Genomic DNA, 20778 nt, shown 5'->3' with positions numbered 1-20778 from the left:
ATTCGTCCGCCGTTTCAGGCCGACGCTGCGTGTACGCCGTTGAGCGTGTGATAGCGGCCGCCGAAGAAAATAAGCGGACGCCCTTGCGAGCGCATGCGATGACGCGTCACGCGGCCGACGAAGATCACGTGGTCACCGCCGTCGTATTGCGCATAGGGCTCGCATTCGAAGGTTGCGAGGGTGTCGGGAAGCAGGACCGGTTCGTCGCCCGGCTCGTTTGCCGCATCGCGCCAGCCCCATTTGTCGCCGCTGGCCCTCGCGAAACGGTTCGACATGTCCTGCTGCGATTCTTCGAGCACGTTGACCGCGTAGCTGCCGGCCACGCACAGATCGGCGAGGCTGAGGCTGCGCCGGTCCACCGAAAACAGAATCAGCGGCGGATCGAGCGACACCGAATTGAACGACGCGACCGTCATGCCGATCGGCGCTCCTTCGCGCCTCGGCGCCGTGATGACCGCGACACCCGTCGCGAACATGGACAACGCGGACCGAAACTGACGCTGCACTTGCGGATCGCCGCTCTGCCGTACGATGCAATCTTTCATCTCGTTCTCCTTCGCGCCGCGCTGCCGGCGACGCTTCTTCGGGGTACATCAATCATTGTTTTTTAGCTTTGTTACATAGCTTTTATTAAATGACAGCAATCGGCGTCGTTCAAGCTATCGTTTACCCTCGTTAAAAAAGCTTTGTATGAAAGACAACCCTACCCGGAGAATGGGTGTTGGCCAGAGCACGCAAGTGTCCGGGCTACACTGCGGCCAACTTGCGCTACGCGACGCCTCGCGTTGAAGAAGGCACTGCACTGGAGAACGATCGATGAACTCACGCCCCATCTACATGGACTACAGCGCAACGACGCCCGTCGATCCGCGCGTGGTCGAAAAAATGGTTCCGTACCTTTACGAGCGCTTCGGCAATCCGGCATCGCGCAGCCACGGTTACGGCTGGGAAGCGGAAGAAGCGGTGGAAGCAGCGCGCCGCCATGTGGCCGCTCTGCTGCATGCGGACCCGCGCGAAATCGTCTGGACGTCGGGCGCGACCGAAGGGAACAATCTCGCGATCAAGGGTGCGGTGAACTTCTACAAGGCGCGGGGCCGTCACATCGTCACGGTGAAGACAGAGCACAAGGCGGTGCTGGATACGTGCCGCGAGCTGGAGCGGCAAGGGATCGACGTCACGTATGTGGACGTGGGGCACGACGGATTGCTCGACGTCGCCACGGTGCGCGCGGCGCTACGCGCCGACACGGTCCTCGTGTCCGTCATGATGGTCAACAACGAAACCGGCGTGGTGCAGCCGATCGCCGAAATCGGCGCGATGTGCCGAGAAAAAGGCATTGTGTTTCATTGCGACGCAGTGCAGGCGGCAGGCAAGATCACCATCGATGTCGGCGCGCTCGACGTCGATCTGCTGACGGTCACCGCGCACAAGGTCTACGGTCCGAAAGGTATCGGCGCGCTGTATGTTCGGCGCAAGCCGCGCGTGCGCATCGAAGCGCAGATGCACGGCGGCGGTCACGAACGCGGCATGCGCTCGGGCACGCTGCCGACGCATCAGATCGTTGGCATGGGTGAAGCGTTCCGGCTCGCGAAGGAAGAGATGGAAGTGGAAAACGGGCGAGTCGGTGCGCTGCGCGACCGGCTGCTCGCGGGCCTCATGGAGCTGGATGAGGTCTACGTCAACGGCGACATGACGCAGCGCATCGCGCACAATCTGAACGTCAGCTTCGCCTTCGTCGAAGGCGAATCGCTCATCATGGGCATCAAGGGTGTCGCGGTGTCGTCGGGGTCGGCGTGCACGTCGGCGTCGCTGGAACCGTCATACGTGTTGCGCGCGCTCGGCCGCAGCGATGAACTGGCGCACAGCTCGATCCGCTTCACACTCGGCCGCTTCACGACCGAGGCGGAAGTTGACGAAGTGATCCGCCAGGTTCAGGAGACCGTGATCAGGCTGCGCGCGCTGAGTCCGTTGTGGGACATGCATCTGGAAGGCATCGACCTGAGCACGATCCAGTGGGCCGAGCACTGATCATGCTGGCCGCGGCGATGTCACGACTTTTCCTGCCGCGCGATCAGATGCGAGAGATCGAGCGTCGCGCGATCGCCATTTGCGACAAGCCGGTCGACGACCGAGCACAGCGCCTTGAACTCGGTCTTCGTCACGCCTTCGAACAGCACGTTGTTGATGCGCTGCTGCGTCGCGGCCAGTTCGCGAAGCAGCTTCGTCCCGGCCGATGTCACCGTGAGACGCAGCTTGCGTTTGTCGTCGGGGTCCGAGCGTTTATCGATAAAGCCAAGCTTCTTGAGCTTGCCCGTTTCGATCGTGACGAACGCGCCACTCAGATGGAGATGATCCGCCAGCCGGTTCACCGTCACCGCCTCGCCGTGCGAAAGATGCGCGACGGAAACGAGCAGCGAATACTGGATGCCGGTCAGGCCGATGAGCGTTCCGAAGCCGTCGCGCACGGACAGAAGCCGGGCAGCGAACGGCAGGAGACCGTTGATCAAATGGCGGAATTCCGTGTCCGCCCCGTCGACGAGACACGCTGGATTGGTAATCGTCAGAGCGGATTCGTCGTTCTGCTTCGGCATGACACTCAAACTCCCGGATGCTAATCCATTTACCTTTGTAAGATAATTATACGTCAAAGCTTGAAAAGGAGATTTTAGCCATGAACGCTGCGATATCGGCCTCTTCTGCCCGATCGTTGCTCGAATGTTACGTCCGCGCGAAGGATCGGAACCGGCCCGAACTGATCTTGGACTGCTTCGCTGCCGACGCCGAACTGACGTTCGAAATTGCGACAGATGCAATCGATTTTCCCCGCAGCGTGACCGGCGCCGCGGCGATCGCCAGGACGCTGGTCGCCGACTTCGGCGAGCGGTTCGAAAGTTGCCGGACTTATTACGTCTGTGCCGCGCCGCAAGTGGATGCCGACGGCATCTGCACGATGCCCTGGCTCGTCGCGATGCGACAGAAGGACAACGGCGCGCTGCGGCTTGGACGAGGCGAATATCGGTGGCGCATCGCGCGCATGGGCGATGGGTCCGACAGAATCGTCGGGCTGCACATCGCCATCGAGCGCATGGATACGATCGACGATCCGGGCTCGGCCACGCTTCGGTCCTTGCAAGACACGCTCAGCTATCCGTGGCTGACGCCGACGGAACTGTTGGCGCGAATGGACTCGTCGGCGTTGTTCGCGGGAATTGGACCAACGACCCGCAATCGCGGCGAGCCGATCTCGGGGACTGGGAACATCGAGAAGCCCATGAGCTGACGACCGGTCTCAGAGCGCGCCAGCCTGTCATTTCGCTTCTGCGGACAACGAATCCCGTCCAGCCGCCTGCAGCGCGGCCAGCACCACGGACACCGCCGTGCTTCTCGGCTCGGCGGTCAACGCACCGACGCGCTGCACCGCGGTCGACACCTTCAATGGTAGCTGCCGCAACTCTCCATTCAGATCCGTTTCACCGCGCCGCAAGCGAGTCGAGACGAACAGGCACGGCACGCGGCGCGCCACCGCGCAGTTGGTCAGATGCGACGTCGACTCCATCAACACGTGCGGCGCAGCGACGCCCGCAGTGGCGAATTCGACTTCGAGAGCGGTTCGCATGGGCGAGCCCATCGACGGCATGATCCACGGCCAGGCCGCCGCGTCGCGCCAGGTGACGTGACTGTGCCGATGCAGTGGATGATTTTTTGGCGCGACGACCAGAATCTCATCGCTATATAACTCGGTGACGGTAAAGCCTGCGGTCAGCACCACCGATTCGAGGCGGCACACAACCATATCGAGTTCGCGGCGCTGCATGAGCGGCAGCAAATGGTCGAGCGTGTTTTCCGTGTAGTTGTCGATTTGCCTTCCCACGCGTGCCGACATGCGCAGCCACAGAACGGACCCTCAGTCCTCGTCGTTCAGACGGCCCATTGTTTCAGGCACGATGAACGCGCCAACGAGAAATATCACACTGATCGCGACGAGAGCGACCGCAAGCACCATCGGCAGATCGGCTGGCGATCCCGCGATCACCGAAACGACCGTCGGCATGATGCCGCCCACCGCGAAGCCCAGATTCCACGACAAGCCTGTTCCCGATGCGCGGATCGCCGTCGGAAAGCGTTCGTTGAGGAAGATGAGGATCGGCGCATAGCCCGCGCTGCCGAGCGCGCTGAGCAAGATTGCGAAGAAGCCGATGAGCCACACGTCGTCCGCATGTGGCAGGGCGAGATAGAGCAGCGGAAAGCAGATCAGACGCACAATGCCGAGCCAGATGAAACTGCGCTTGCGGCCGATCATCGTGCTCAGATGACCCGCCGCTGTCGATGCGATCACCACCGCGACACTCGACCACATCAGAATCCAGCCCGCGCTCGACGCCGACGTATGCGTGACGACTTTGAGGAAAGTCGGCAAGTATCCCGACGTGAGGTAATAGCCGCTGCCGCCACCGATGGTCAGCATCAGATTCACGAGCAGAATCGAGCGATACTTCTTCGAGAACAGCACGCGCAGCGGCGACGCAACCGGCGCTACATTCGTGACGCCCTTCGCGCGCGCCGCCGCCTGCTTGCGCGCCGCAAGTTCGGCCCAGAGCGGCGATTCTTCGAGCCGATTGAAGACGAACACCCCGAGTACCGAGCTCACGATGCCCGCGAAGAACATGCAGCGCCAGCCCCACACTTCGAACGCAGCGCCCGGAAAGATGGCGGTCGTTGCCAGATAGACGAGCGAAGCGAGCAACGCGCCGAGCCCCGCGCCACCGCCACCCACGAACCCGGACACCGCGCCGCGCCATTTGAGACTGACGGTTTCCGTGCCGATCGTATGCGTCGATGCAACCACACCCCCGACGAACACGCCCTGTACGAGCCGCAACAAGAGAAAGAGCACCGGTGCCATCACGCCCACCTGCGCGACGGTCGGCAACATGCCGAACGCGGCCGTCGAAACCCCTACGCCAACGACGGACACCACCATCGCGCGCTTGCGTCCCTGCTGATCGGCGAACGAGCCGAAGATTGCCGAGCCGAGCGGTCTCATCAACAGCGTAACGGCGAACGACGCATAGACAGCCGCAAGCGAAAGCATGGGATTGGACGACGGAAAGAACAGATGCCCGATCACAGGCGCCACGAACAGGACAACGAACAGGTCGAACAGATCGAGCGCCCATCCGAGGCACGAGGCCATGACCGCGACGACCACCTGACTTCCCTTCACGCCTTGCGCGACGTCATCGCGCCGAAATACTTCGTCCATTGCCGATCTCCAAATATAGTTATTACTTCGCATACCTATTCATACGAGATAGATGACTCATCCTGTTGAGCGCCTTAAGCTGGGCTCTTCCTAACGCTCGGGTTCGTATTCGCCGCTCGAAAGCTTGCGCCGCAGGATCTTTCCGACGGGGGATTTCGGAATCTGATCGACGAACACGTATTCGCGCGGGCGCTTGAAGTTGACGAGGTCGGAATTGCGGCAGAACTCGTCCAGTGCGCTTTCGTCCACGTGCTGGGATCGCTTGACGAACGCGACTACTTTCTGGCCCCAGCGTTCATCCTTGACGCCCGCGACGGCGACTTCATCCACGGCCGGATGCAGCGACAGCACCGATTCGATATCGACAGGGGAAATGTTCTCGCCGCCGCTGATGATCATGTCGTCGACGCGGCCGGTGACGTAGATATCGCCGTCCGAATCGAGATAACCGGTATCGCCGGTGAAGTACCAGCCGTCGCGCAAGGACTTCGCGTTCGCATCGGGACGGTTCCAGTAGCCTTCGAACGCTTCGTCCCCGAGCAACTCGACGATGATCTGGCCTTCCTCGCCGCTTTCCGCAATCTCTCCGGGCGATGTTGCATCGAGCTTGACGACGCGCAAACGCGTGTTAAGGCCCGCACGCCCCGCGCTGCCCGGCTTCTTCGTCGCGTCCTGGTCGATGCTGAACGTATATACCTCTGACGAACCGTAGTGATTCACGAAGAGGCTCGGTTCGAATGCGGCCGAGCAGCGCCTGAGCAGGCCGTCGTTCATCGGCGCGCCCGCAAAGCCCAGCTTCGTGACCGAACGGATGCGCGCTTTCGAAAATTCGGGGGCGCCGAGCAGGTCGTGATAGAGCGTCGGCACGAGATACAGGCAGGTCAATGCGTGCGCTTCGATCGAATCGAGCGCGAGCTTCGCATTCCACCGCCGCACACAGACGAAGAGTCCATCGACGAGCGCCATCGAGAGCAACGAGCGCACGCCCATCGTGTGATAGAGCGGCATCACGCCGAGCGTGCGTTCGCCGCGCCGATAGAGATTCTGCGCAACATGCGCCAGAGCCGCGGCCCGCTCATGACGATGCCTGCGCGGCACGCCCTTGCCCATGCCCGTCGTGCCGGAGGTGTAGAGCATCACGGAGTAATCGTCGGCCGATGCTTCGGTCGCAAGTTGCGCTGGCGTCGCTGCCCGAAGGACATCGAAGGCATGCGTTGCGCCCTCGACGCCGTCGAGCCCGATGCGTACGATATCCTGCGCAGCCGCGCTGTGCGTCACGGCTTCGTCGGAAACGCTCTCATAGACGATGGCTTTCGCACCCGCGTCGGTCAGGCTGTAGTCGAGTTCTTCGGGCTTGATGCGCCAGTTCAACGGCACGATCACGACGCCCGTGAACTGACAAGCCCAGTGCAGCGTCGCCATTTCCCAGCGATTCTGCAACGCGACGACCAGGCGGTCCCCGCGCGCGAGGCCGAGCGCCTCGAGGCCGGTCGCGACCCGGGCGACTTCAGGGAACCATTGTGCGTAAGTGAACGCGATAGCGCCATCGACGAGCGCGAGCGCATGCGGGCTGCGCTCCACCGTTTGCATGAACGTGCGGCCGAGATCAAACATGGCTCGCCTCCTGTTCACACGATTGCGCCTGCCGCAGCTTCGCCACGTCAAGGACCGCGGCGACGATCGGCGTATAACCCGTACAGCGGCACAAGTGCCCGGACAGCATCTCGCGCACCGCGTCTTCATCGGGGTTCGGCACGCGCCGCAGAAAATCCGTGCATGACATCAGGATGCCCGCCGTGCAAAAGCCGCACTGCAACGCGTGATGACGTGCGAACGCTTCCTGAAGATCGCCGAGCGTCTGCGCGGACGACGAGAGTCCCTCCACCGTGTCGACGCGCCGTCCATGCGTCTGCACCGCGAGCATCAGGCAGGAACGCGCCGCCACGCCATCGACGAGCACGGTACATGCTCCGCATACGCCGTGCTCGCAGCCGACGTGCGTACCGGTCGCGCCCAGCTCATGACGCAGAAAATCGGACAGCAGCTCGCGCGTTTCGCATGCGCCGCTACGCGTGACGCCGTTGAGCTCCAGCGCCACGCTGCATGGCGCATCTTCCGCAAGCGCGACGCTGAATGCGTCGCCGGAACCTGTGTTTCTGGTCGTTCTCACTTCGCCTCCTTGATGACTCGCCACCCGAGCTGACGCACGAGGTGCCGTCGATATGCCGCACTGACATTCGCGTCGTCGCGTGCGCCCAGCTTCCAACTGAAATCGTTCAATGCACTACGCAGATCGTCGCCTTCGAGGCGTGGCAGGCACTCGAGCACGGGTCTGTCGGCAACGCCGCCCACGCCGATGCGAATCGCATCGTCCGTTACGACCGCCGCGCACGAGACCAGCGCGAAATCGCCATGACGCGCCGAGAATTCGGTGAAGGCGAAGCGCTGTCCTGGTGCCTTAAGCGGAAAGCGCACCGACTCGACGAGTTCATCCGGCTCGCGCGCGGTCATCAACATGCCCTGAAAGAAATCGGCTGCGCTCAGCGTGCGCCTGCGTTTCGCGGAGCGCAGCGTGACATCGCCGCCTAACGTGAGCAGCGCGAGCGGCAGTTCCGCGCTCGGGTCGGCATGCGCGATGGAACCGCACACCGTGCCGCGGTTCCTGATCTGAAAATGCGAAATGTGCGGAAACGTCATGCGCAAAAGCGGCACTTCGGCGCGAAGCGTCTCGCGCCACTCGACGCTGCCCTGCGTCGCAGCCGCGCCTACGACGAGATGTCCCGATTCCACGCGCACGCTATCCAGCTCTGCCGTGCGCGAGATATCGATGAGCCAGCGCGGCTGCGCGAGCCGCATGTTGAGCACGGCCATGAGTGACTGGCCGCCCGCGAGCACGCGGGCATCGGCGCCGGCCTGCGCGAGCGCGTCGAGCGCATGGCGCGTGTCTTGCGCGCGCAGATAGGCAAATGGTGCTGGCTTCATGACGACCTCCGCAACTTGGCGAGCAGGCGCTGGAACCACGACGAATTCGCGCGTACAGCCTTGCCCGATGCCTGTCTTCCGAGCGATTCGAAGAGTTGCCGCAATACCACCTGCGCCGCGCCCTCGAGCATGCGCGCGCCGACTGCAGCGACCTTGCCCGATACTTGCGCTTCATAGTCGTACGCGAGCAAGGTGCCCTTCGCTGTCGGCTCCAGTTCGACGAGCCCTTCGCCTTTCGCGCTGCCGAGCGGCGAAATGCCCGCGCCCGCAAGACGCAAGCGACGCGGCGCATCAATGTCGGAAAGACCGATCTTCGCTTCGAAGCGCGCCTTGATCATCCCGACGCCGAGGGTCACATCGGCGCGATACTGATTCGGCCCGATGGTCTCCAGCGCATGACATCCCGGCACGACTTTCGCGAGCGCGTCGGGGTTCATCAACACGGCGAAGATGGCTTCGGGTGTTGCTTCGAGCTCGACCTTGCCTTGCGCGGTGAGCGCCTTGCCTGCGCTTACGGGCTTCTTCGCGGGCGCTGCTTCGCGATACTCGGGCCGCGATGGCGGCGGATCGTCGATGCCGATCATCGCCATCACCTTCGCTGGCGTGAGCGGGAGGCGAATGTCCGTCACGCCGATCGCGTCGGCCACGGCATTGGCCACGCAAGGCGGCGTACTCATGTTGTTGCCTTCGCCGAGTCCCTTCGCGCCGAGCGGCGTGAAAGGCGAAGGTGTTTCCAGATGCACGATGACCGGATCCGGCACTTCGCATGTCGTCGGCATCAGATAGTCGGCGAGCGTGCCCGACTGGAAGCTGCCGTCCGCACCATAGCGAAACTCTTCCATCAGGGCCGCACCCAGCCCTTGCGCGAACGCGCCGCGAATCTGGCCGTCTGCGAGCGCGGGATTGAGCAACGTGCCCGCATCGTGCGCGGTCACATAGCGGTCGATGCGCACGCGCCCCGTCGCGCGATCAATGTCGACGCCGCACATGTCGAATGCGAATCCGTAGCAAGCGGACGTATTGATGCGATCCTCGTCGTCCGGCGCGGTCATGTTCGGCGGGTTCCAGAACACGGTTTCACGAAGGCCCGGCGCCTCGCCTTCGGGCAGAAGCGCGGGCGCCCAGTGCGGCGCGTTGCTCGCGGCGCGCGCGAACGGCAATGCTCGATCGGGCGCTTGCCTCATGAACACGCGTCCGCCTTCGAAGCACACATCCTGCTCCGTGCAGGCGAACTGCTTCGCAAGAATGCGCGCAAGCTTGTCCTTTACGCGCGTCGCGGCGAGATGAACCGTGCCCGCAACCGCCCCCGCGAAGCGGCTCGAATAGTTGCCGGCCGCGACTGACCACGCGTCCTTCTGCGTATCGAACTCGACATTCACGACGATATCCGCCGGATCGAGGCCGAGCACATCCGCGACCACCTGCGCGCACACCGTCATGTGCCCTTGTCCCGCCGGCGTCGAAGCAATGGTGACGATCACGCCGCCCATCAGATCGACGCTCACAGTCGCACTCGCGATCGCTCCGCTCTTCGGGCCCGCCTTGCGACGCGCTTCGGCGGGCATCACGGTCGTGATGTAGCCCATGTTCGACACGGACGGCTCGACGATCGCCGCAAAGCCAATTCCGTACAGACGCCCCTCCCCGCGCGCGGTATCGCGGCGCTCCTTCAGCTCCTCGTATCCGCCTTGCGACAATGCGCGCGCCAGTGCTTCCTGATAGTTGCCGGAATCGAGCAAAGCGCCCGCTGCTGCCCGATACGGGAACGCATCGGCCTTGATGAAGTTGCGGCGATAGACATCGAGCACATCGAGCTTCAATTCTTCGGCGATGCGTTGAACCAAGCGCTCCAGCGAAAAGTAAACCTGTGGACCACCGAAACCGCGTACCAGCCCGGTCGGGGTCTTCGTCGTCAACGCGACACGATTGCGCACGAGCAGATTCGCAATGTCGTATGCACCCGTCAGACACCCGTGCATGCGATAGAACGTGGCAGGCTCCGGTGCGCGCAGATAGCCCCCGCAATCCTCGATCTGATCGTAGGACAGTGCGGTGATGCGGCCATCACGTTCGACGGCGGCTTCGAGCGTCGCCAGGCGCGCCGTCGCCGAGGTCGCCGCGCTCAGGTGCTCCAGCCGGTCCTCGACCCACTTCACCGGCGAGCCGCATTTTCTCGATGCGAGGCACATCAGCACGACATACGGGAACACCGCCTGCTTCACGCCGAAGCTGCCGCCCGAATCGCGCGGCGCCTTATGTCGCAGACGATTGGCGGGCACTTTCAGCGCCATCGACATGACCGCATGCAGCGAGAACGGGCCCATGAAGTTCGAGGTCACGTCATAGCCTTCGTTGCCCGGCAGACACTCCGCGATCACGACGCCGCATTCGATCGGCGCACACGTGTTGCGCGGATAGTGCGTGGTGATCGACACGCGATGCGGCGCGCTCTCGAACGCCGCTTCAGGATCGCCATAGCGAAAGCGGCGGTCGCTCACCACATTGCTGCCGATCTTCTCGTGAAGCACCGGCGCATCATCGGCGATGGCCGCTTCGATCGACACGACCGGCTGCAGCGGTGCATAGTCCACCTTGACGAGATCGAGCCCGTCTTCTGCAATGGCGCGCGACTCGGCGATCACCACCGCGACCGGCTCGCCGCTATAACGCACGCGATCCATCGCGAGCGCCCAGTGCTCCATCGGCGACTTCACACCGACGACGAACGGTTGTGACCACGCGCGCACATCGTCGCGCGTCAGCACCGCGCGAACGCCCTTGTGCGCGAGCGCCGCGCTTGCGTCGATGCTGCGGACTTCAGCGTGCGCGTAAGGCGAGCGCAGCACCGCAGCATGCAGCGTGCCCGTCTTGATGGCGATATCGTCGCCGTAGCGGCCGCGGCCGGTCAGGATGGCGGGGTCTTCGAGACGTTGCATCGGGCGGCCCACATGCCGGCGATGCGTCACTTGTGTTTCGTTGCGATCGGAAGCGATCGGCGGCGCCTGATGTTCCTTCAGCGCGGTGTCGGTGTCGGTGTCGCTCACGCGTGTCTCCTGCCTGTGCTGTGTGCGATATTCAAAATCAACGTGACTCGCGTGCAAAACGAGACGTATCGCATGGTCGATTCAATGTACTGCTTGAACGCGCCAACTCGCTTACCAAGCAGTCGCGCGAATTACCTTACGGTCTGATGCTTTTTCGCAAAGCAAGCGTTTGTGACGGACGTGACGATCCAACGCACGCGTGACATCGCGTGCGCACTCATCTGCCTTACTCAGATCTGCACCAGTTTGGAATCCGCTTCGTACAACTGCACCACGCGGCGATACTCGCTTGGCGTGATGCCCAGGTTCTGCTTGAAGAAACGCGAGAAATGCGCGGGTGCCGAAAATCCCAGACCGTATGAAATATCCGTGAGCGAATACGCGCTCGAGGATAAATCGTTGATTGCCGTTTCCATGCGCAGCACGTTCAAATACACATTGGGCGTCACGCCCGTGCAGCGATGAAAGAGCGCGAAGAAATGTGCGCGCGACAGCCCGCAATGTTCCGCGAGACGATTCATGTCCGGCTCGGCGCCCGTGTTCTCGCGCAGATACGCAATCGCCTTGCGGATGCGCGGATCGCTCGGACGCCGGCCTGACAACTCCATTTGCCGCGACAGCTCGTGCCAGCTTCGGCTCGGATCGATCACCGAAAGCATCAGCTCGAAGAGCAGTCCTTCCAGACGCTCGGCAGCGACGCTGTCGGCCCACCACATTTCCATTGCAAGCTCTTCGGCGCGCTTCTTCGCGTGGCTCGACATGCGCACGCACGACTCCGGAAAGAAGCGCGGATGACCGCCGCTCACGAGCGGATGCTGGATCGTGGTCAGCCAGTCAGGCTCGATATACATCGCGAGAATCACCGTGCGCTGCTCGACATGTTCAACATGACGATACGCATGCGGTTCCCACGGATTGATCAGCACCGCGGTGTCGCCGGTCAGCGGCTGGAGTTCATCGTGAACGGAAAAGAACGTGTCGGGTCCTGCCGCCTTGATCAACAGATGGCAATGATGATGCGCGTGCTGAACCAGCGGCGCATCCATGTCGAGCAGCGCCACTCGCCCAAAACGTCCTTGATAGATCTTGATCGCAGTCGACACGCGTTCGCCTCACTCCATGCTGCTGCCGCTTTCCACGGCTTATTATGAAGAACGTCGAATTCCCTCTTGCTCAGGAACCCCTGAATGCGGCCTTGCGCTTTTGATGAAACGCTTCCACGCCCTCGCGGAAATCGTCGGAGCTGCGCAGGCGGCTGTAATTGAGCCCCTCCAGTTCGATGGCGACGGAAAGCGGTGCATCTTCCGTATCATTCAAGAGCTTCTTCGCGGTGCGCTGCGCGAGCGGAGAGAACGCGAGCAACTCGCGCACCAGTGAATCCGTTGCGCTTTCCAGCTCGGCATCCGCTACGAACTCGGTCGCGATGCCCCACTCGTAAGCCTGCAATCCGGTGATGCGACGCGAGCGCATCACGATGTCCTTCGTGCGCCCGATACCGACCATCTTTTGAAGTCGCGCGGAGCCGCCCGAACCGGGAATCTGTCCGAGCTTTTGCTCCGGCAACGCGTACAGCGAGGTTTCCGTTGCAATGCGGAAATCGCACGCGAGCGACAGTTCGAAGCCGACGCCGAAGCAATAGCCGCGATTCGCCGCGATGACCGGCTTGCTGCAACGCGCGGGCGACGCGATATTCCACGCGAGCTTCGCCACATGTTCCGGCGATGCCTCGATGAAGCCCTTGATATCGCCGCCGCTGGAAAAGTGCTCGCCTTTCGCGCGCACGACGATCACGCGCACGTCGTCGTTGGCGTCGAGCGCTTCGAACGTCAGACGCAGTTGCTCGCGCTGATACATCGACACGATATTGAACGGCGGTCGGTCCAGCACGATATCGGCGCGCGAATCCGCGAGATTGAATTCGACGTGAAAGCCGTCGAGTTCGGCGAGCAGCGAATGAGCTGGGTGAGCAAGAGTCATGAAAATATCCTTCGGTGATCGATTCCTGAACTGGCCTGGGTGAACCACGGCTCAAGTATCGGCGCCTTGACGACATCATGCTTACCCGGAATTCCGGTGAGTTACCCGTGAGTCTGATTTTGCGACTCGGGAAAATACCAAGCTGGCTATGGCGCTATATCCGCACGGTCATAGTAATCGTCTGCGAGCATCCGCGATTCATCTGACCGCTCATATCCGCCGCGCGTCGCTTGAACGCAGCAACGTCGTGCGGAAATGTTCTACAAGGGGTCTCAGGTTGACCCTGTGCCATGCGGCCCACAGCGCGGTGCGATAGCTGAACCACGAAAGCTCGCGGAGCACGACGCCGGCCGGTGCCTGATGGCGCAGGCTCTGCTGGATCATGGTGAGCCCGAGACCGGCCGCAACGAGTCCGAGCGCGGCGAGCGGCTCTGTCGCCTCCAACGCGATGTCGGGTGTGAAGCCCGCCTTCGCGCACGCGGCCACGAAGTTGTCGTGCCGCAGAACACCCTCCGTATGCGTCACGCCAATCCACTTCTGTGCCGCAAGGTCATCGGGCGTGATGTGCTCTGCGCTGGCGAGCGGATGATCCTCGGGAATCGCGAGCAGCATGGGATCGTCGAGCACCTGCGCAGCGTCGAGATCGGAGTCGTCAGACGGCGGAGGTTCGCAGACGAGCGCGATGTCGAGGCTGCGCTGACGCAGACCCGTGAGTTGCTCGCCCGAGTGATAGTTGTAGAGCGCGATGTGCACGTCAGGCCTTGCCGCCCGAAGATCCCGGAGCGCGTCGGGCAGGACGCCCGAATGCATCGCGTTTTCGAGGTACCCGATACACAGGCCGCCTTCGTCGCCGCGCCCGAGCCGCCGCGCGAGCGATTCGAGGCGCTTGGCATGCGTGAGAAACGCCTGGGTTTCGGCAAGAAAGGTCCGCCCGTCCGTCGTCAGACGAATGCGCTGCTGCGAGCGCTCGAACAGCGTCAGGCCGAGGTTTTCTTCTAGCTGGGCGATCTGCCGGCTGAGCGGCGACTGCGAAATATGCAACCGTTCGGCGGCCCGGCCGACGTGCTCTTCTTCCGCGACTGCCACGAAGTAGTGCAACTGCCGAATATCCAGCATTTAAGACCTCCGAGGACTCAAGTCTGCCAAATTCTATCTTGGACAGACTTAACTCGCCATCCTAGACTTGCGCTACCAACTCAACACAAGGAGCAAGTCGATGAGCATCAAGGATAAATTGCCTGCCGGTACTCTTCTCGGTTTCGGCGCGGCACCCCTGGGCAACATGTTCCGCAACATTCCGGAGCCGGAAGCGCTCGCAACGGTCGAGGCCGCGTGGAAACAAGGCGTACGCTACTTCGATACAGCCCCCCTGTATGGCGCCGGCCTGTCCGAAATCCGTCTCGGCGAAGCACTCGGGGGCCACCAACGCGACGAATACGTGCTGAGCACGAAAGTCGGCCGCGTGATCCTCGACGAAATCGAGGACGCCGGCTCGCGCGATCTGGGCGAGAAAGGGGGCGTGTTCGCATTTGGCCGCCCGAACAAGATCGTCAACGACTATTCGGCCGACGCAACGCTGCGCTCCATCGAAGACAGCCTTCAGAGATTGAAGACCGACCGGCTGGATATTGTCTGGGTCCACGATGTTGCGCAGGACTTCTACGGCGACGAATGGCTCTCTGTCTTCGAATCGGCCCGCAAGGGCGCTTTCCGCGCACTGACCCGTCTGCGCGAAGAAGGCGTCATCAAGGCTTGGGGACTTGGCGTGAACCGCGTCGAGCCATGCGAACTGCTGCTCGATCTCTCCGAAACGAAACCGGACGGCTTCCTGCTCGCGGGCCGTTATTCGCTGCTCGATCACGACCGGGCATTGCAGCGCCTGATGCCGGCCGCTGCCGCGCAAAACGTCGAGATCGTCGCCGGCGGCCCCTATAGCTCGGGCGTGCTGGCGGGAGGCGCGAACTTCGAATACCAGAAGGCATCGCCCGAGATCCTCGAGAAGGTCGCGCGTATCAAGGTCATCGCCGATCGCCACAACGTGAGTGTCAAGGCCGCAGCGCTGCAGTTCGTGCTGGCCAATCCGGTCGTTGCCGCGGTGATTCCGGGCGCGAGCAAGCCCGAACGCATCGCGGAAGACCACACTGCCGTCAGGGAAGTCATTCCGGCGGACTTCTGGCGCGAGCTGCGCGAGCAACATCTCGTTGCCGCAAGTGCACCGCTGCCCGCCAACGCATAAGGAGAGATCGACATGGCTCAAGCCAGCTCATCCATCCGGATTCCCGCTTCGCCCGACGCGGTGTGGCAACTGATCGGTGGCTTCAACTCGCTGCCAGACTGGTTGCCTTATATCCCGTCCAGCGAATTGAGCGAAGGCGGCCGCGTGCGGCGCCTCGCCAATCCGGGCGGCGAGGTGATCGTCGAACGTCTGGAAGCGTTTGACAATCGCGCGCGCAGCTACACCTATTCGATTCTGGAAGCGCCGTTTCCAGTCACAGGCTACCGCTCGACGTTGCACGTGCGGGAACTCGAGGCGGGCGGTGCATCGCAGGTCGACTGGTCGGGCGAGTTCACTCCCGATGGCGTGAGCGACGAAGAAGCATCCAGCCTCTTCGAAGGCATCTATCGGGACGGTCTGCAGGCACTGGCGGCGGCGTTCGCCAAAAAGCTCCTCACCTGAACTCCGCGCTTCGGGTCCGGCCAAGTCCGCTCACATGGCAGCGACGACTTCTTCCGTTGTCAGCACCTCGTGCGCGAGGAACTGATAGTTGATCAGTGCTGCTGTGTATCCGTCGCCCCAAACCGGGTGTCGGGGACCCGCGACGGCATCCTTCAACACCGCGACCTCGAAGCCCTCCTCGACAAGGTGTCGCAAGTGCGATTCGACACACATGTTGGCGAGCATTCCGCCGAGAATCACTTTCGAGATCTTCCGCTTTCTCATCTGCAGAACCAGATCGTTGGTCTGCGGACCGAACACCTTGTGCGGGCTGGCGATCACCGTAATGCCGTCTTCAATGTACGGCTTGAAGCGCGCGAGCCAGTCCGCGCCCGAACCTTCGAATCCCTTCAGATTCAGCACGCCCGCCCTTGCGAAGCTGCGATTCTCCGCCTCGATCGCCTCGAGCGGTCCGTTCATTTTCCAAGTCACATCAGTTGGATAGAAGTAGTGCGGGGAGATAAAGACGTCATAGCCCTTGCCCTTCGAAGCCTGAAAGATTCGCTCCATATTCTCGACGGTTCCATTCTCCTTGACGCTGGCCCCGACCGCGTCCCAGTTGACTCCGCCTTCACTTAACACATCATTTTGCGGATCGATGAAAACCACACCAGTGTCGTCCTTGCTGAATTCCATTGTCAGCCTCCAAATTCATGACGAGTTCTGTTGAGTCTTTTGCCAGCAACCCCGGGAGATATCGAGCGTTCGTGCTCGGAATGCGATAGCGCGTCGCTGCTAGTCACTGGTTCGGATCAGTATCGCCTCGATGGGGCGACCGCCTCATCTGCAAGTCAATGATGCGGTCTGCCGAGCACCCGAAGAATACGGGCACAAAAATGAGAAGAGGTCTGCGAACCGAGTACGATGGATCGGGAGATGGGAAGTTGATTCGAGACCGCCGTCCAAAGGTTATATGCACGATTCCGCGGCACGGCAAGGAGGATGTCGTCCTTCTGCTGGACCACAAATTAGCGTGCGCAGGCTGTCACGCCGTCGATCGGCGCACGAATGTTCGCTCCAGTGTGGCGTGCAGATCGAGCTTGCCGCGCGGCGCGTCGTCATGCCAGACGATTTCTTCCGGACGCGGATACCCGGACTTGCCATGAGCCGCCCACCACGAACGACCGTACCCGTTAAGGTTTATTCGATGCCTGCCATCGGCCGCAGAAATGTGCGTGCCGCCGCGCATGTCGGCAGGCGTCGAATAAGCCCGATGGAGGAAACCGCGGAGTGCCCCACTGCGGTTGGAGGGTTCGCGGCTATGGCGATTGATAGACCGGAATGGTCAGTGGTGCCGGATGCGGCACGCTCAGGCGGGGTGCCGGAGGGACGCTGACGCCGTAGCGAAGTGGTTTAGTCGTGCATTCGCGATGATGAGGCGGCCGGGCAAAGCGCTTCGCGTAGCGACACGCGCAGGCTTCCATCCTTGGGCCGCGTTGCCGCGGAGCCAACGTTCGACAGGCAGGTCGAGGAACCGTGGGGTTCATGTCGGATCCCGGCGCATTGGCGGTGCGCGGATCGGGGCGCTGCGCGCGAGGATTTCGATGACGACCATCGGTGCGCCGCAGTGCCGACAGATGAAGACGGGGCGGGTTTCGATGATGGCGTCGTCCGGCGACGGGCTGATCTCGGGTTCGACGTGCAGCAGTTCGCGCACCTTTGCGAGATTGGCGCGGCGCACCGGGTTGGCGAGCAGCCCGAAGTGGCGGATCCGATGGAAACCACCGGGCAGCACATGGAGCAGGAAGCGGCGCATGAATTCGCCGGTTTCGAGGGTCATGGTCTTGTAGCGGGTGCGTCCCTTCGCACGGTAGTCCTTCCAGCGGAACGTCACGCCACGCTCATCGACGGCGACCAGGCGCTGGTTGGAGATGGCGACGCGGTGCGTGTAGCGTGAGAGGTACTCGAGCACCGCCTTCGGTCCGGCGAACGGGCGCTTGGCGTAGACCACCCATTCGCAAGTACGTAGGGGCGCAAGCCATCGGGCGAAGGTGGCGGGGTCGGCGAGCCCGGTGTACTCGCCGAAGAACTGCAGGTCGCCACGGTGGTGAACCGACTGGAGTGCCTCGAGGAAGCGGCGTCGGAACAGGCGTGAGAGGACGCGCACGGGCAGGAAGTAGCCGGGCCGGCAGGCGATCCAGCGTTCACCGTCAGGCGACAGCCCGCCACCGGGGACGATGCCGTGCACATGCGGGTGATGCGTGAGCGCCGATCCCCAAGTGTGCAGTACGAGCGTGGCGCCGATCTGGGCGCCGAGATGCCTGGGATCCTCGGCGATCGTGCGCAGCGTGTCGGCGGCGATGTCGAACAGCAGCCCGTAGATGACCCGCTTGTTGTACCAGGCGATCGCGCTGATTTGCGCGGGCAGCGTGAAGACGACGTGGAAGTACTCGACGGGTAGCAGATCGGCCTGACGCGCCTCTAGCCAGCGGTGTGCGGCGCTGGCCTGGCACTTCGGGCAATGCCGGTCTCGGCACGAGTTGAAGGACACCTCGGTCCTTGTGCAGCCTGAACAGCGCAGCACATGTCCGCCCAGTGCCGCCGTGCGGCACCGTTCGATGGCCGACATGACCTTCAGCTGCCCCAGGCTCAAGTGTGTCGTGGCTCGCCACGCTGGCCCGTGGCTGCGGAAGATGTCCGCAACCTCCAGCATGAGGCGTTACAGCCCGCGGGTCTACTCTGAGGGCAGACGGTCCAGCGGACTGGTGACCTCGTGCAGCAGGTCGGTGGCCACCTGGACGTAGAGCGCGGTGTTCTCGAGCTTTGCATGGCCGAGCAGCACCTGGATCACGCGGATATCCACCTTCTGTTCGAGGAGATGTGTCGCAAAGCTATGGCGTAGCGTGTGCATGGACACACGTTTGTCGATGTTCGCAGTCTCGGCGGCGGCATGAATGGCACGGTTCAACTGTCGCGTGCTTAACTGATCGAGCGGATCGAGTCCGGGAAACAGCCACCCACCATCGAGCATCTTGCCCTGCGCACGGGCCACGCGCCACCACACACGCAGACGTTCGAGCAGCACCGGCGAGAGCATCGCGTAGCGGTCACGGCGGCCCTTGCCCTGCTCGATACGCAGTGTCATGCGCTCGCTGTCGACGTCGGTGACCTTCAGCGCCACCACTTCGCTGGCGCGTAGCCCCGCGCCGTACGCGACCGACAGCGCGGTTTGGTGCTTCAGGTTACCGGCGGCCTCGATGAGCCGCCGCACTTCGTCGGGGCTGAGCACGACGGGCAATATGCGGGGCACGCGCACCGGTTGCATCCTGACCATCAGCTCGGGCCGGTCGAGCGTGACTTTGAAGAAGAACTTCAGGCCGGTGATCGCGTGGTTCAGCGACACGGCCGATGTGCCGTGGTCGACCAGATAGAGCTGGTAGCGGCGCAGGTCCTCGACGGTGGCCGTGTCAGGCGAGCGCCCGAGAAAACGGGCGAACTCACGCACGATGTGCAGGTAGATGTCCTGCGTCTTGGGGGCAAGCTGGCGCATGCGCATATCGTCGATCATGCGCTGGCGCAGTGGGCTGGCGTTTGTCGGTAAGGAGGTCATGATTCGGCTCCTGTTGAAGAACGAGGCGGATTGCCTCATTCGCCAACATAAAGCCGGGTGACCGGCCTCTCCCTGACCACCAGCGTCGGACCGTAGCCCCTACCGCGCGAGCGGTTTAGTCCTTCGACCTATAGCAGACGGTCCCACCGTAGTAAATCGAATGGCAGCAACGAAACGTGGAACGGTCATGTTCAGCATCCGGCGCTTGCCGGGCATCATCGCGATGAGTTGCGCCTCGGGGCGTCTGTCCACGCCGCGGTAGCCCGAGTAGCCGAAGGCGACCCTCTTCATCGTCGTACAGCAGGCGCCCAGCAACATTGATGGCGGCCACGTTCGCCGATTTGGGGAACGGCGGCCGCCCGGTCTTGCTCCTGGGCCATTGCGGCCCGATGATCTGCGCCAGTGCGTTCCACGGCCTCACGCGCTCCATCTCGTCGAGGAACGCGCGCTTGCGTCGTCTTTGTCGACAGGTTCAATCCCGCGCTCATCTGCTTCATGGGCTCAATGTTCGCGGCTCAGGTGTCCTCAGGCGACGAGGGTGCGTACTGGGTTTTTCAGACCTTCTTAGGCATCGGCTGCCCCACTGCGGCATCCCACATCCCCATCGCGTCGGTCACGGCCTTCTCGATGACGGCATGCCGGACACGATCGCGGGCGAGCACAGACAGTCCCTGGAAAAAGCAGTCGAACGCGGTGGACAGCGATGCCGGATCCGTGCTGCTGCGCAGTTCCCCACTCTCAATGCCCCGTACTACGCAGGCGCGGAAGCCGGCGCGCGTGCGACTGCGCACCTCACGAAGCAACTGGGTGACCGCTTCGCTGCCGGTGGAACTGGCCCCGACAACGCCCAGCGCGACCATACAGCCTTTCGGGTGGCCGCTCTCAATCTGCATCCTTGCCGACCGGAGCAGCGCTAAAAACACGCCCTCCCGTGGCGGAAGCGATGTGTCATGGAGACTACGGGTCACCTTGCCGTAAATCTCCATGTATCGCTCCAACGCCTCCTTGTACAGCGCCTCCTTGGACTCAAAGGCCGCATAGAAGCTAGGCGCGGAGATGCCCCCGCCGATCGCCGCCTTTAACTGCGACAAAGACGTCGACTCATAGCCATGTTCCCAGAACAGGTGCATCGCCGAAATGATCGCCGCATCACGGTCGAACGCACGTGGCCGACCCCGCTGAACCATGAACATCTCCGTCAGTCAAAATATATATACTAATCGATACACAATCTTTGAACAAGTCG

At 62.5% G+C, this 20778-nt stretch carries 20 protein-coding genes and 1 pseudogene; 4 read left to right on the top strand and 17 right to left on the bottom strand.

Going from position 1 to position 20778, the window contains the following annotated elements; translation table 11 throughout:
- Positions 1 to 14: 14 nt before the first annotated feature.
- A complete protein-coding gene (locus NK8_RS38805; protein ID WP_213234448.1) occupies positions 15 to 545 on the bottom strand; it encodes a flavin reductase family protein in 531 nt (176 codons plus the stop codon).
- A gap of 271 nt (positions 546 to 816) precedes the next feature.
- Here NK8_RS38805 and NK8_RS38800 point away from each other — a divergent pair, with 271 nt between their 5' ends.
- A complete protein-coding gene (locus NK8_RS38800) occupies positions 817 to 2028 on the top strand; it encodes an IscS subfamily cysteine desulfurase (RefSeq protein WP_213234447.1) in 1212 nt (403 codons plus the stop codon).
- A 20-nt stretch (positions 2029 to 2048) separates the two neighbouring features.
- Here NK8_RS38800 and NK8_RS38795 read toward each other — a convergent pair whose 3' ends face one another.
- A complete protein-coding gene (locus tag NK8_RS38795; protein ID WP_162069533.1) occupies positions 2049 to 2591 on the bottom strand; it encodes a MarR family winged helix-turn-helix transcriptional regulator in 543 nt (180 codons plus the stop codon).
- A gap of 80 nt (positions 2592 to 2671) precedes the next feature.
- Here NK8_RS38795 and NK8_RS38790 point away from each other — a divergent pair, with 80 nt between their 5' ends.
- Positions 2672 to 3280 carry a nuclear transport factor 2 family protein gene (locus NK8_RS38790; RefSeq protein WP_213234446.1) on the top strand — a complete coding sequence of 203 codons (609 nt, stop codon included), beginning with the start codon at positions 2672 to 2674 and terminating at the stop codon, positions 3278 to 3280.
- A 27-nt stretch (positions 3281 to 3307) separates the two neighbouring features.
- Here NK8_RS38790 and NK8_RS38785 read toward each other — a convergent pair whose 3' ends face one another.
- The 9 genes from NK8_RS38785 to NK8_RS38745 all read right to left on the bottom strand — a co-directional run bounded on the left by NK8_RS38785 (position 3308) and on the right by NK8_RS38745 (position 14382).
- Complete coding sequence (locus NK8_RS38785; RefSeq protein ID WP_213234445.1) at positions 3308 to 3871, bottom strand: LysR substrate-binding domain-containing protein; 564 nt, start codon at positions 3869 to 3871, stop codon at positions 3308 to 3310.
- Positions 3872 to 3904: 33 nt separating this feature from the next.
- Positions 3905 to 5263, bottom strand: coding sequence for an MFS transporter (locus tag NK8_RS38780; RefSeq protein WP_213234444.1), 1359 nt, complete (start codon positions 5261 to 5263; stop codon positions 3905 to 3907).
- 90 nt (positions 5264 to 5353) lie between these two features.
- A complete protein-coding gene (locus tag NK8_RS38775) occupies positions 5354 to 6877 on the bottom strand; it encodes an AMP-binding protein (protein WP_213234443.1) in 1524 nt (507 codons plus the stop codon).
- Positions 6870 to 7361: a (2Fe-2S)-binding protein gene (locus NK8_RS38770; protein WP_213234524.1), complete on the bottom strand. Its 492-nt coding sequence runs from the start codon at positions 7359 to 7361 to the stop codon at positions 6870 to 6872. The genes NK8_RS38775 and NK8_RS38770 overlap by 8 nt, the downstream gene beginning before the upstream one ends.
- A 68-nt stretch (positions 7362 to 7429) precedes the next feature.
- Positions 7430 to 8245 carry a xanthine dehydrogenase family protein subunit M gene (locus NK8_RS38765; protein WP_213234442.1) on the bottom strand — a complete coding sequence of 272 codons (816 nt, stop codon included), beginning with the start codon at positions 8243 to 8245 and terminating at the stop codon, positions 7430 to 7432.
- A complete protein-coding gene (locus NK8_RS38760) occupies positions 8242 to 11238 on the bottom strand; it encodes a molybdopterin cofactor-binding domain-containing protein (RefSeq protein ID WP_301549932.1) in 2997 nt (998 codons plus the stop codon). The genes NK8_RS38765 and NK8_RS38760 overlap by 4 nt, the downstream gene beginning before the upstream one ends.
- Positions 11239 to 11519: 281 nt before the next feature.
- A complete protein-coding gene (locus NK8_RS38755; protein WP_162068330.1) occupies positions 11520 to 12392 on the bottom strand; it encodes an AraC family transcriptional regulator in 873 nt (290 codons plus the stop codon).
- A gap of 70 nt (positions 12393 to 12462) precedes the next feature.
- Complete coding sequence (locus NK8_RS38750; protein ID WP_162068329.1) at positions 12463 to 13266, bottom strand: enoyl-CoA hydratase/isomerase family protein; 804 nt, start codon at positions 13264 to 13266, stop codon at positions 12463 to 12465.
- Positions 13267 to 13476: 210 nt separating this feature from the next.
- A complete protein-coding gene (locus tag NK8_RS38745) occupies positions 13477 to 14382 on the bottom strand; it encodes a LysR family transcriptional regulator (protein WP_162068328.1) in 906 nt (301 codons plus the stop codon).
- A gap of 100 nt (positions 14383 to 14482) precedes the next feature.
- Here NK8_RS38745 and NK8_RS38740 point away from each other — a divergent pair, with 100 nt between their 5' ends.
- Together NK8_RS38740 and NK8_RS38735 are read left to right on the top strand one after the other, a co-directional pair.
- A complete protein-coding gene (locus NK8_RS38740) occupies positions 14483 to 15502 on the top strand; it encodes an aldo/keto reductase (RefSeq protein ID WP_213234441.1) in 1020 nt (339 codons plus the stop codon).
- Positions 15503 to 15514: 12 nt separating this feature from the next.
- Complete coding sequence (locus NK8_RS38735) at positions 15515 to 15943, top strand: SRPBCC family protein (protein WP_213234440.1); 429 nt, start codon at positions 15515 to 15517, stop codon at positions 15941 to 15943.
- A gap of 30 nt (positions 15944 to 15973) precedes the next feature.
- Here NK8_RS38735 and NK8_RS38730 read toward each other — a convergent pair whose 3' ends face one another.
- From NK8_RS38730 to NK8_RS38710, 6 genes and pseudogenes are all read right to left on the bottom strand, one after another.
- A complete protein-coding gene (locus NK8_RS38730) occupies positions 15974 to 16618 on the bottom strand; it encodes an isochorismatase family protein (protein ID WP_213234439.1) in 645 nt (214 codons plus the stop codon).
- A gap of 349 nt (positions 16619 to 16967) precedes the next feature.
- Positions 16968 to 17171: a hypothetical protein gene (locus NK8_RS38725; protein ID WP_213234438.1), complete on the bottom strand. Its 204-nt coding sequence runs from the start codon at positions 17169 to 17171 to the stop codon at positions 16968 to 16970.
- A gap of 294 nt (positions 17172 to 17465) precedes the next feature.
- Positions 17466 to 18635 (bottom strand): IS91 family transposase, encoded by a 1170-nt coding sequence (locus tag NK8_RS38720; RefSeq protein ID WP_213233300.1) that lies wholly within the window; start codon positions 18633 to 18635, stop codon positions 17466 to 17468.
- Positions 18636 to 18656: 21 nt separating this feature from the next.
- On the bottom strand, positions 18657 to 19532 hold the full coding sequence (locus NK8_RS38715; protein ID WP_061121634.1) for a site-specific integrase: 876 nt from the start codon (positions 19530 to 19532) through the stop codon (positions 18657 to 18659).
- A gap of 343 nt (positions 19533 to 19875) precedes the next feature.
- Positions 19876 to 20029: pseudogene (locus NK8_RS43220) on the bottom strand (IS5/IS1182 family transposase); the annotation flags it as partial.
- Between the two features lie 57 nt (positions 20030 to 20086).
- Complete coding sequence (locus tag NK8_RS38710) at positions 20087 to 20719, bottom strand: TetR/AcrR family transcriptional regulator (RefSeq protein ID WP_162068324.1); 633 nt, start codon at positions 20717 to 20719, stop codon at positions 20087 to 20089.
- Positions 20720 to 20778: the final 59 nt, after the last annotated feature.

The sequence above is a fragment of the Caballeronia sp. NK8 genome (genome assembly GCF_018408855.1).
GTDB lineage: Bacteria > Pseudomonadota > Gammaproteobacteria > Burkholderiales > Burkholderiaceae > Caballeronia.
This window is presented reverse-complemented; position numbering and strand designations above follow the sequence as displayed.

Coding starts and splice junctions, on each gene's coding strand:
- NK8_RS38805 (WP_213234448.1), bottom strand. CDS start 545: ATGAAAGATTGCATCGTACGGCAGAGCGGCGATCCGCAAGTGCAGCGT.
- NK8_RS38800 (WP_213234447.1), top strand. CDS start 817: ATGAACTCACGCCCCATCTACATGGACTACAGCGCAACGACGCCCGTC.
- NK8_RS38795 (WP_162069533.1), bottom strand. CDS start 2,591: ATGCCGAAGCAGAACGACGAATCCGCTCTGACGATTACCAATCCAGCG.
- NK8_RS38790 (WP_213234446.1), top strand. CDS start 2,672: ATGAACGCTGCGATATCGGCCTCTTCTGCCCGATCGTTGCTCGAATGT.
- NK8_RS38780 (WP_213234444.1), bottom strand. CDS start 5,263: ATGGACGAAGTATTTCGGCGCGATGACGTCGCGCAAGGCGTGAAGGGA.
- NK8_RS38775 (WP_213234443.1), bottom strand. CDS start 6,877: ATGTTTGATCTCGGCCGCACGTTCATGCAAACGGTGGAGCGCAGCCCG.
- NK8_RS38765 (WP_213234442.1), bottom strand. CDS start 8,245: ATGAAGCCAGCACCATTTGCCTATCTGCGCGCGCAAGACACGCGCCAT.
- NK8_RS38750 (WP_162068329.1), bottom strand. CDS start 13,266: ATGACTCTTGCTCACCCAGCTCATTCGCTGCTCGCCGAACTCGACGGC.
- NK8_RS38745 (WP_162068328.1), bottom strand. CDS start 14,382: ATGCTGGATATTCGGCAGTTGCACTACTTCGTGGCAGTCGCGGAAGAA.
- NK8_RS38740 (WP_213234441.1), top strand. CDS start 14,483: ATGAGCATCAAGGATAAATTGCCTGCCGGTACTCTTCTCGGTTTCGGC.
- NK8_RS38735 (WP_213234440.1), top strand. CDS start 15,515: ATGGCTCAAGCCAGCTCATCCATCCGGATTCCCGCTTCGCCCGACGCG.
- NK8_RS38730 (WP_213234439.1), bottom strand. CDS start 16,618: ATGGAATTCAGCAAGGACGACACTGGTGTGGTTTTCATCGATCCGCAA.
- NK8_RS38725 (WP_213234438.1), bottom strand. CDS start 17,171: ATGCGCGGCGGCACGCACATTTCTGCGGCCGATGGCAGGCATCGAATA.
- NK8_RS38720 (WP_213233300.1), bottom strand. CDS start 18,635: ATGCTGGAGGTTGCGGACATCTTCCGCAGCCACGGGCCAGCGTGGCGA.
- NK8_RS38715 (WP_061121634.1), bottom strand. CDS start 19,532: ATGACCTCCTTACCGACAAACGCCAGCCCACTGCGCCAGCGCATGATC.
- NK8_RS38710 (WP_162068324.1), bottom strand. CDS start 20,719: ATGGTTCAGCGGGGTCGGCCACGTGCGTTCGACCGTGATGCGGCGATC.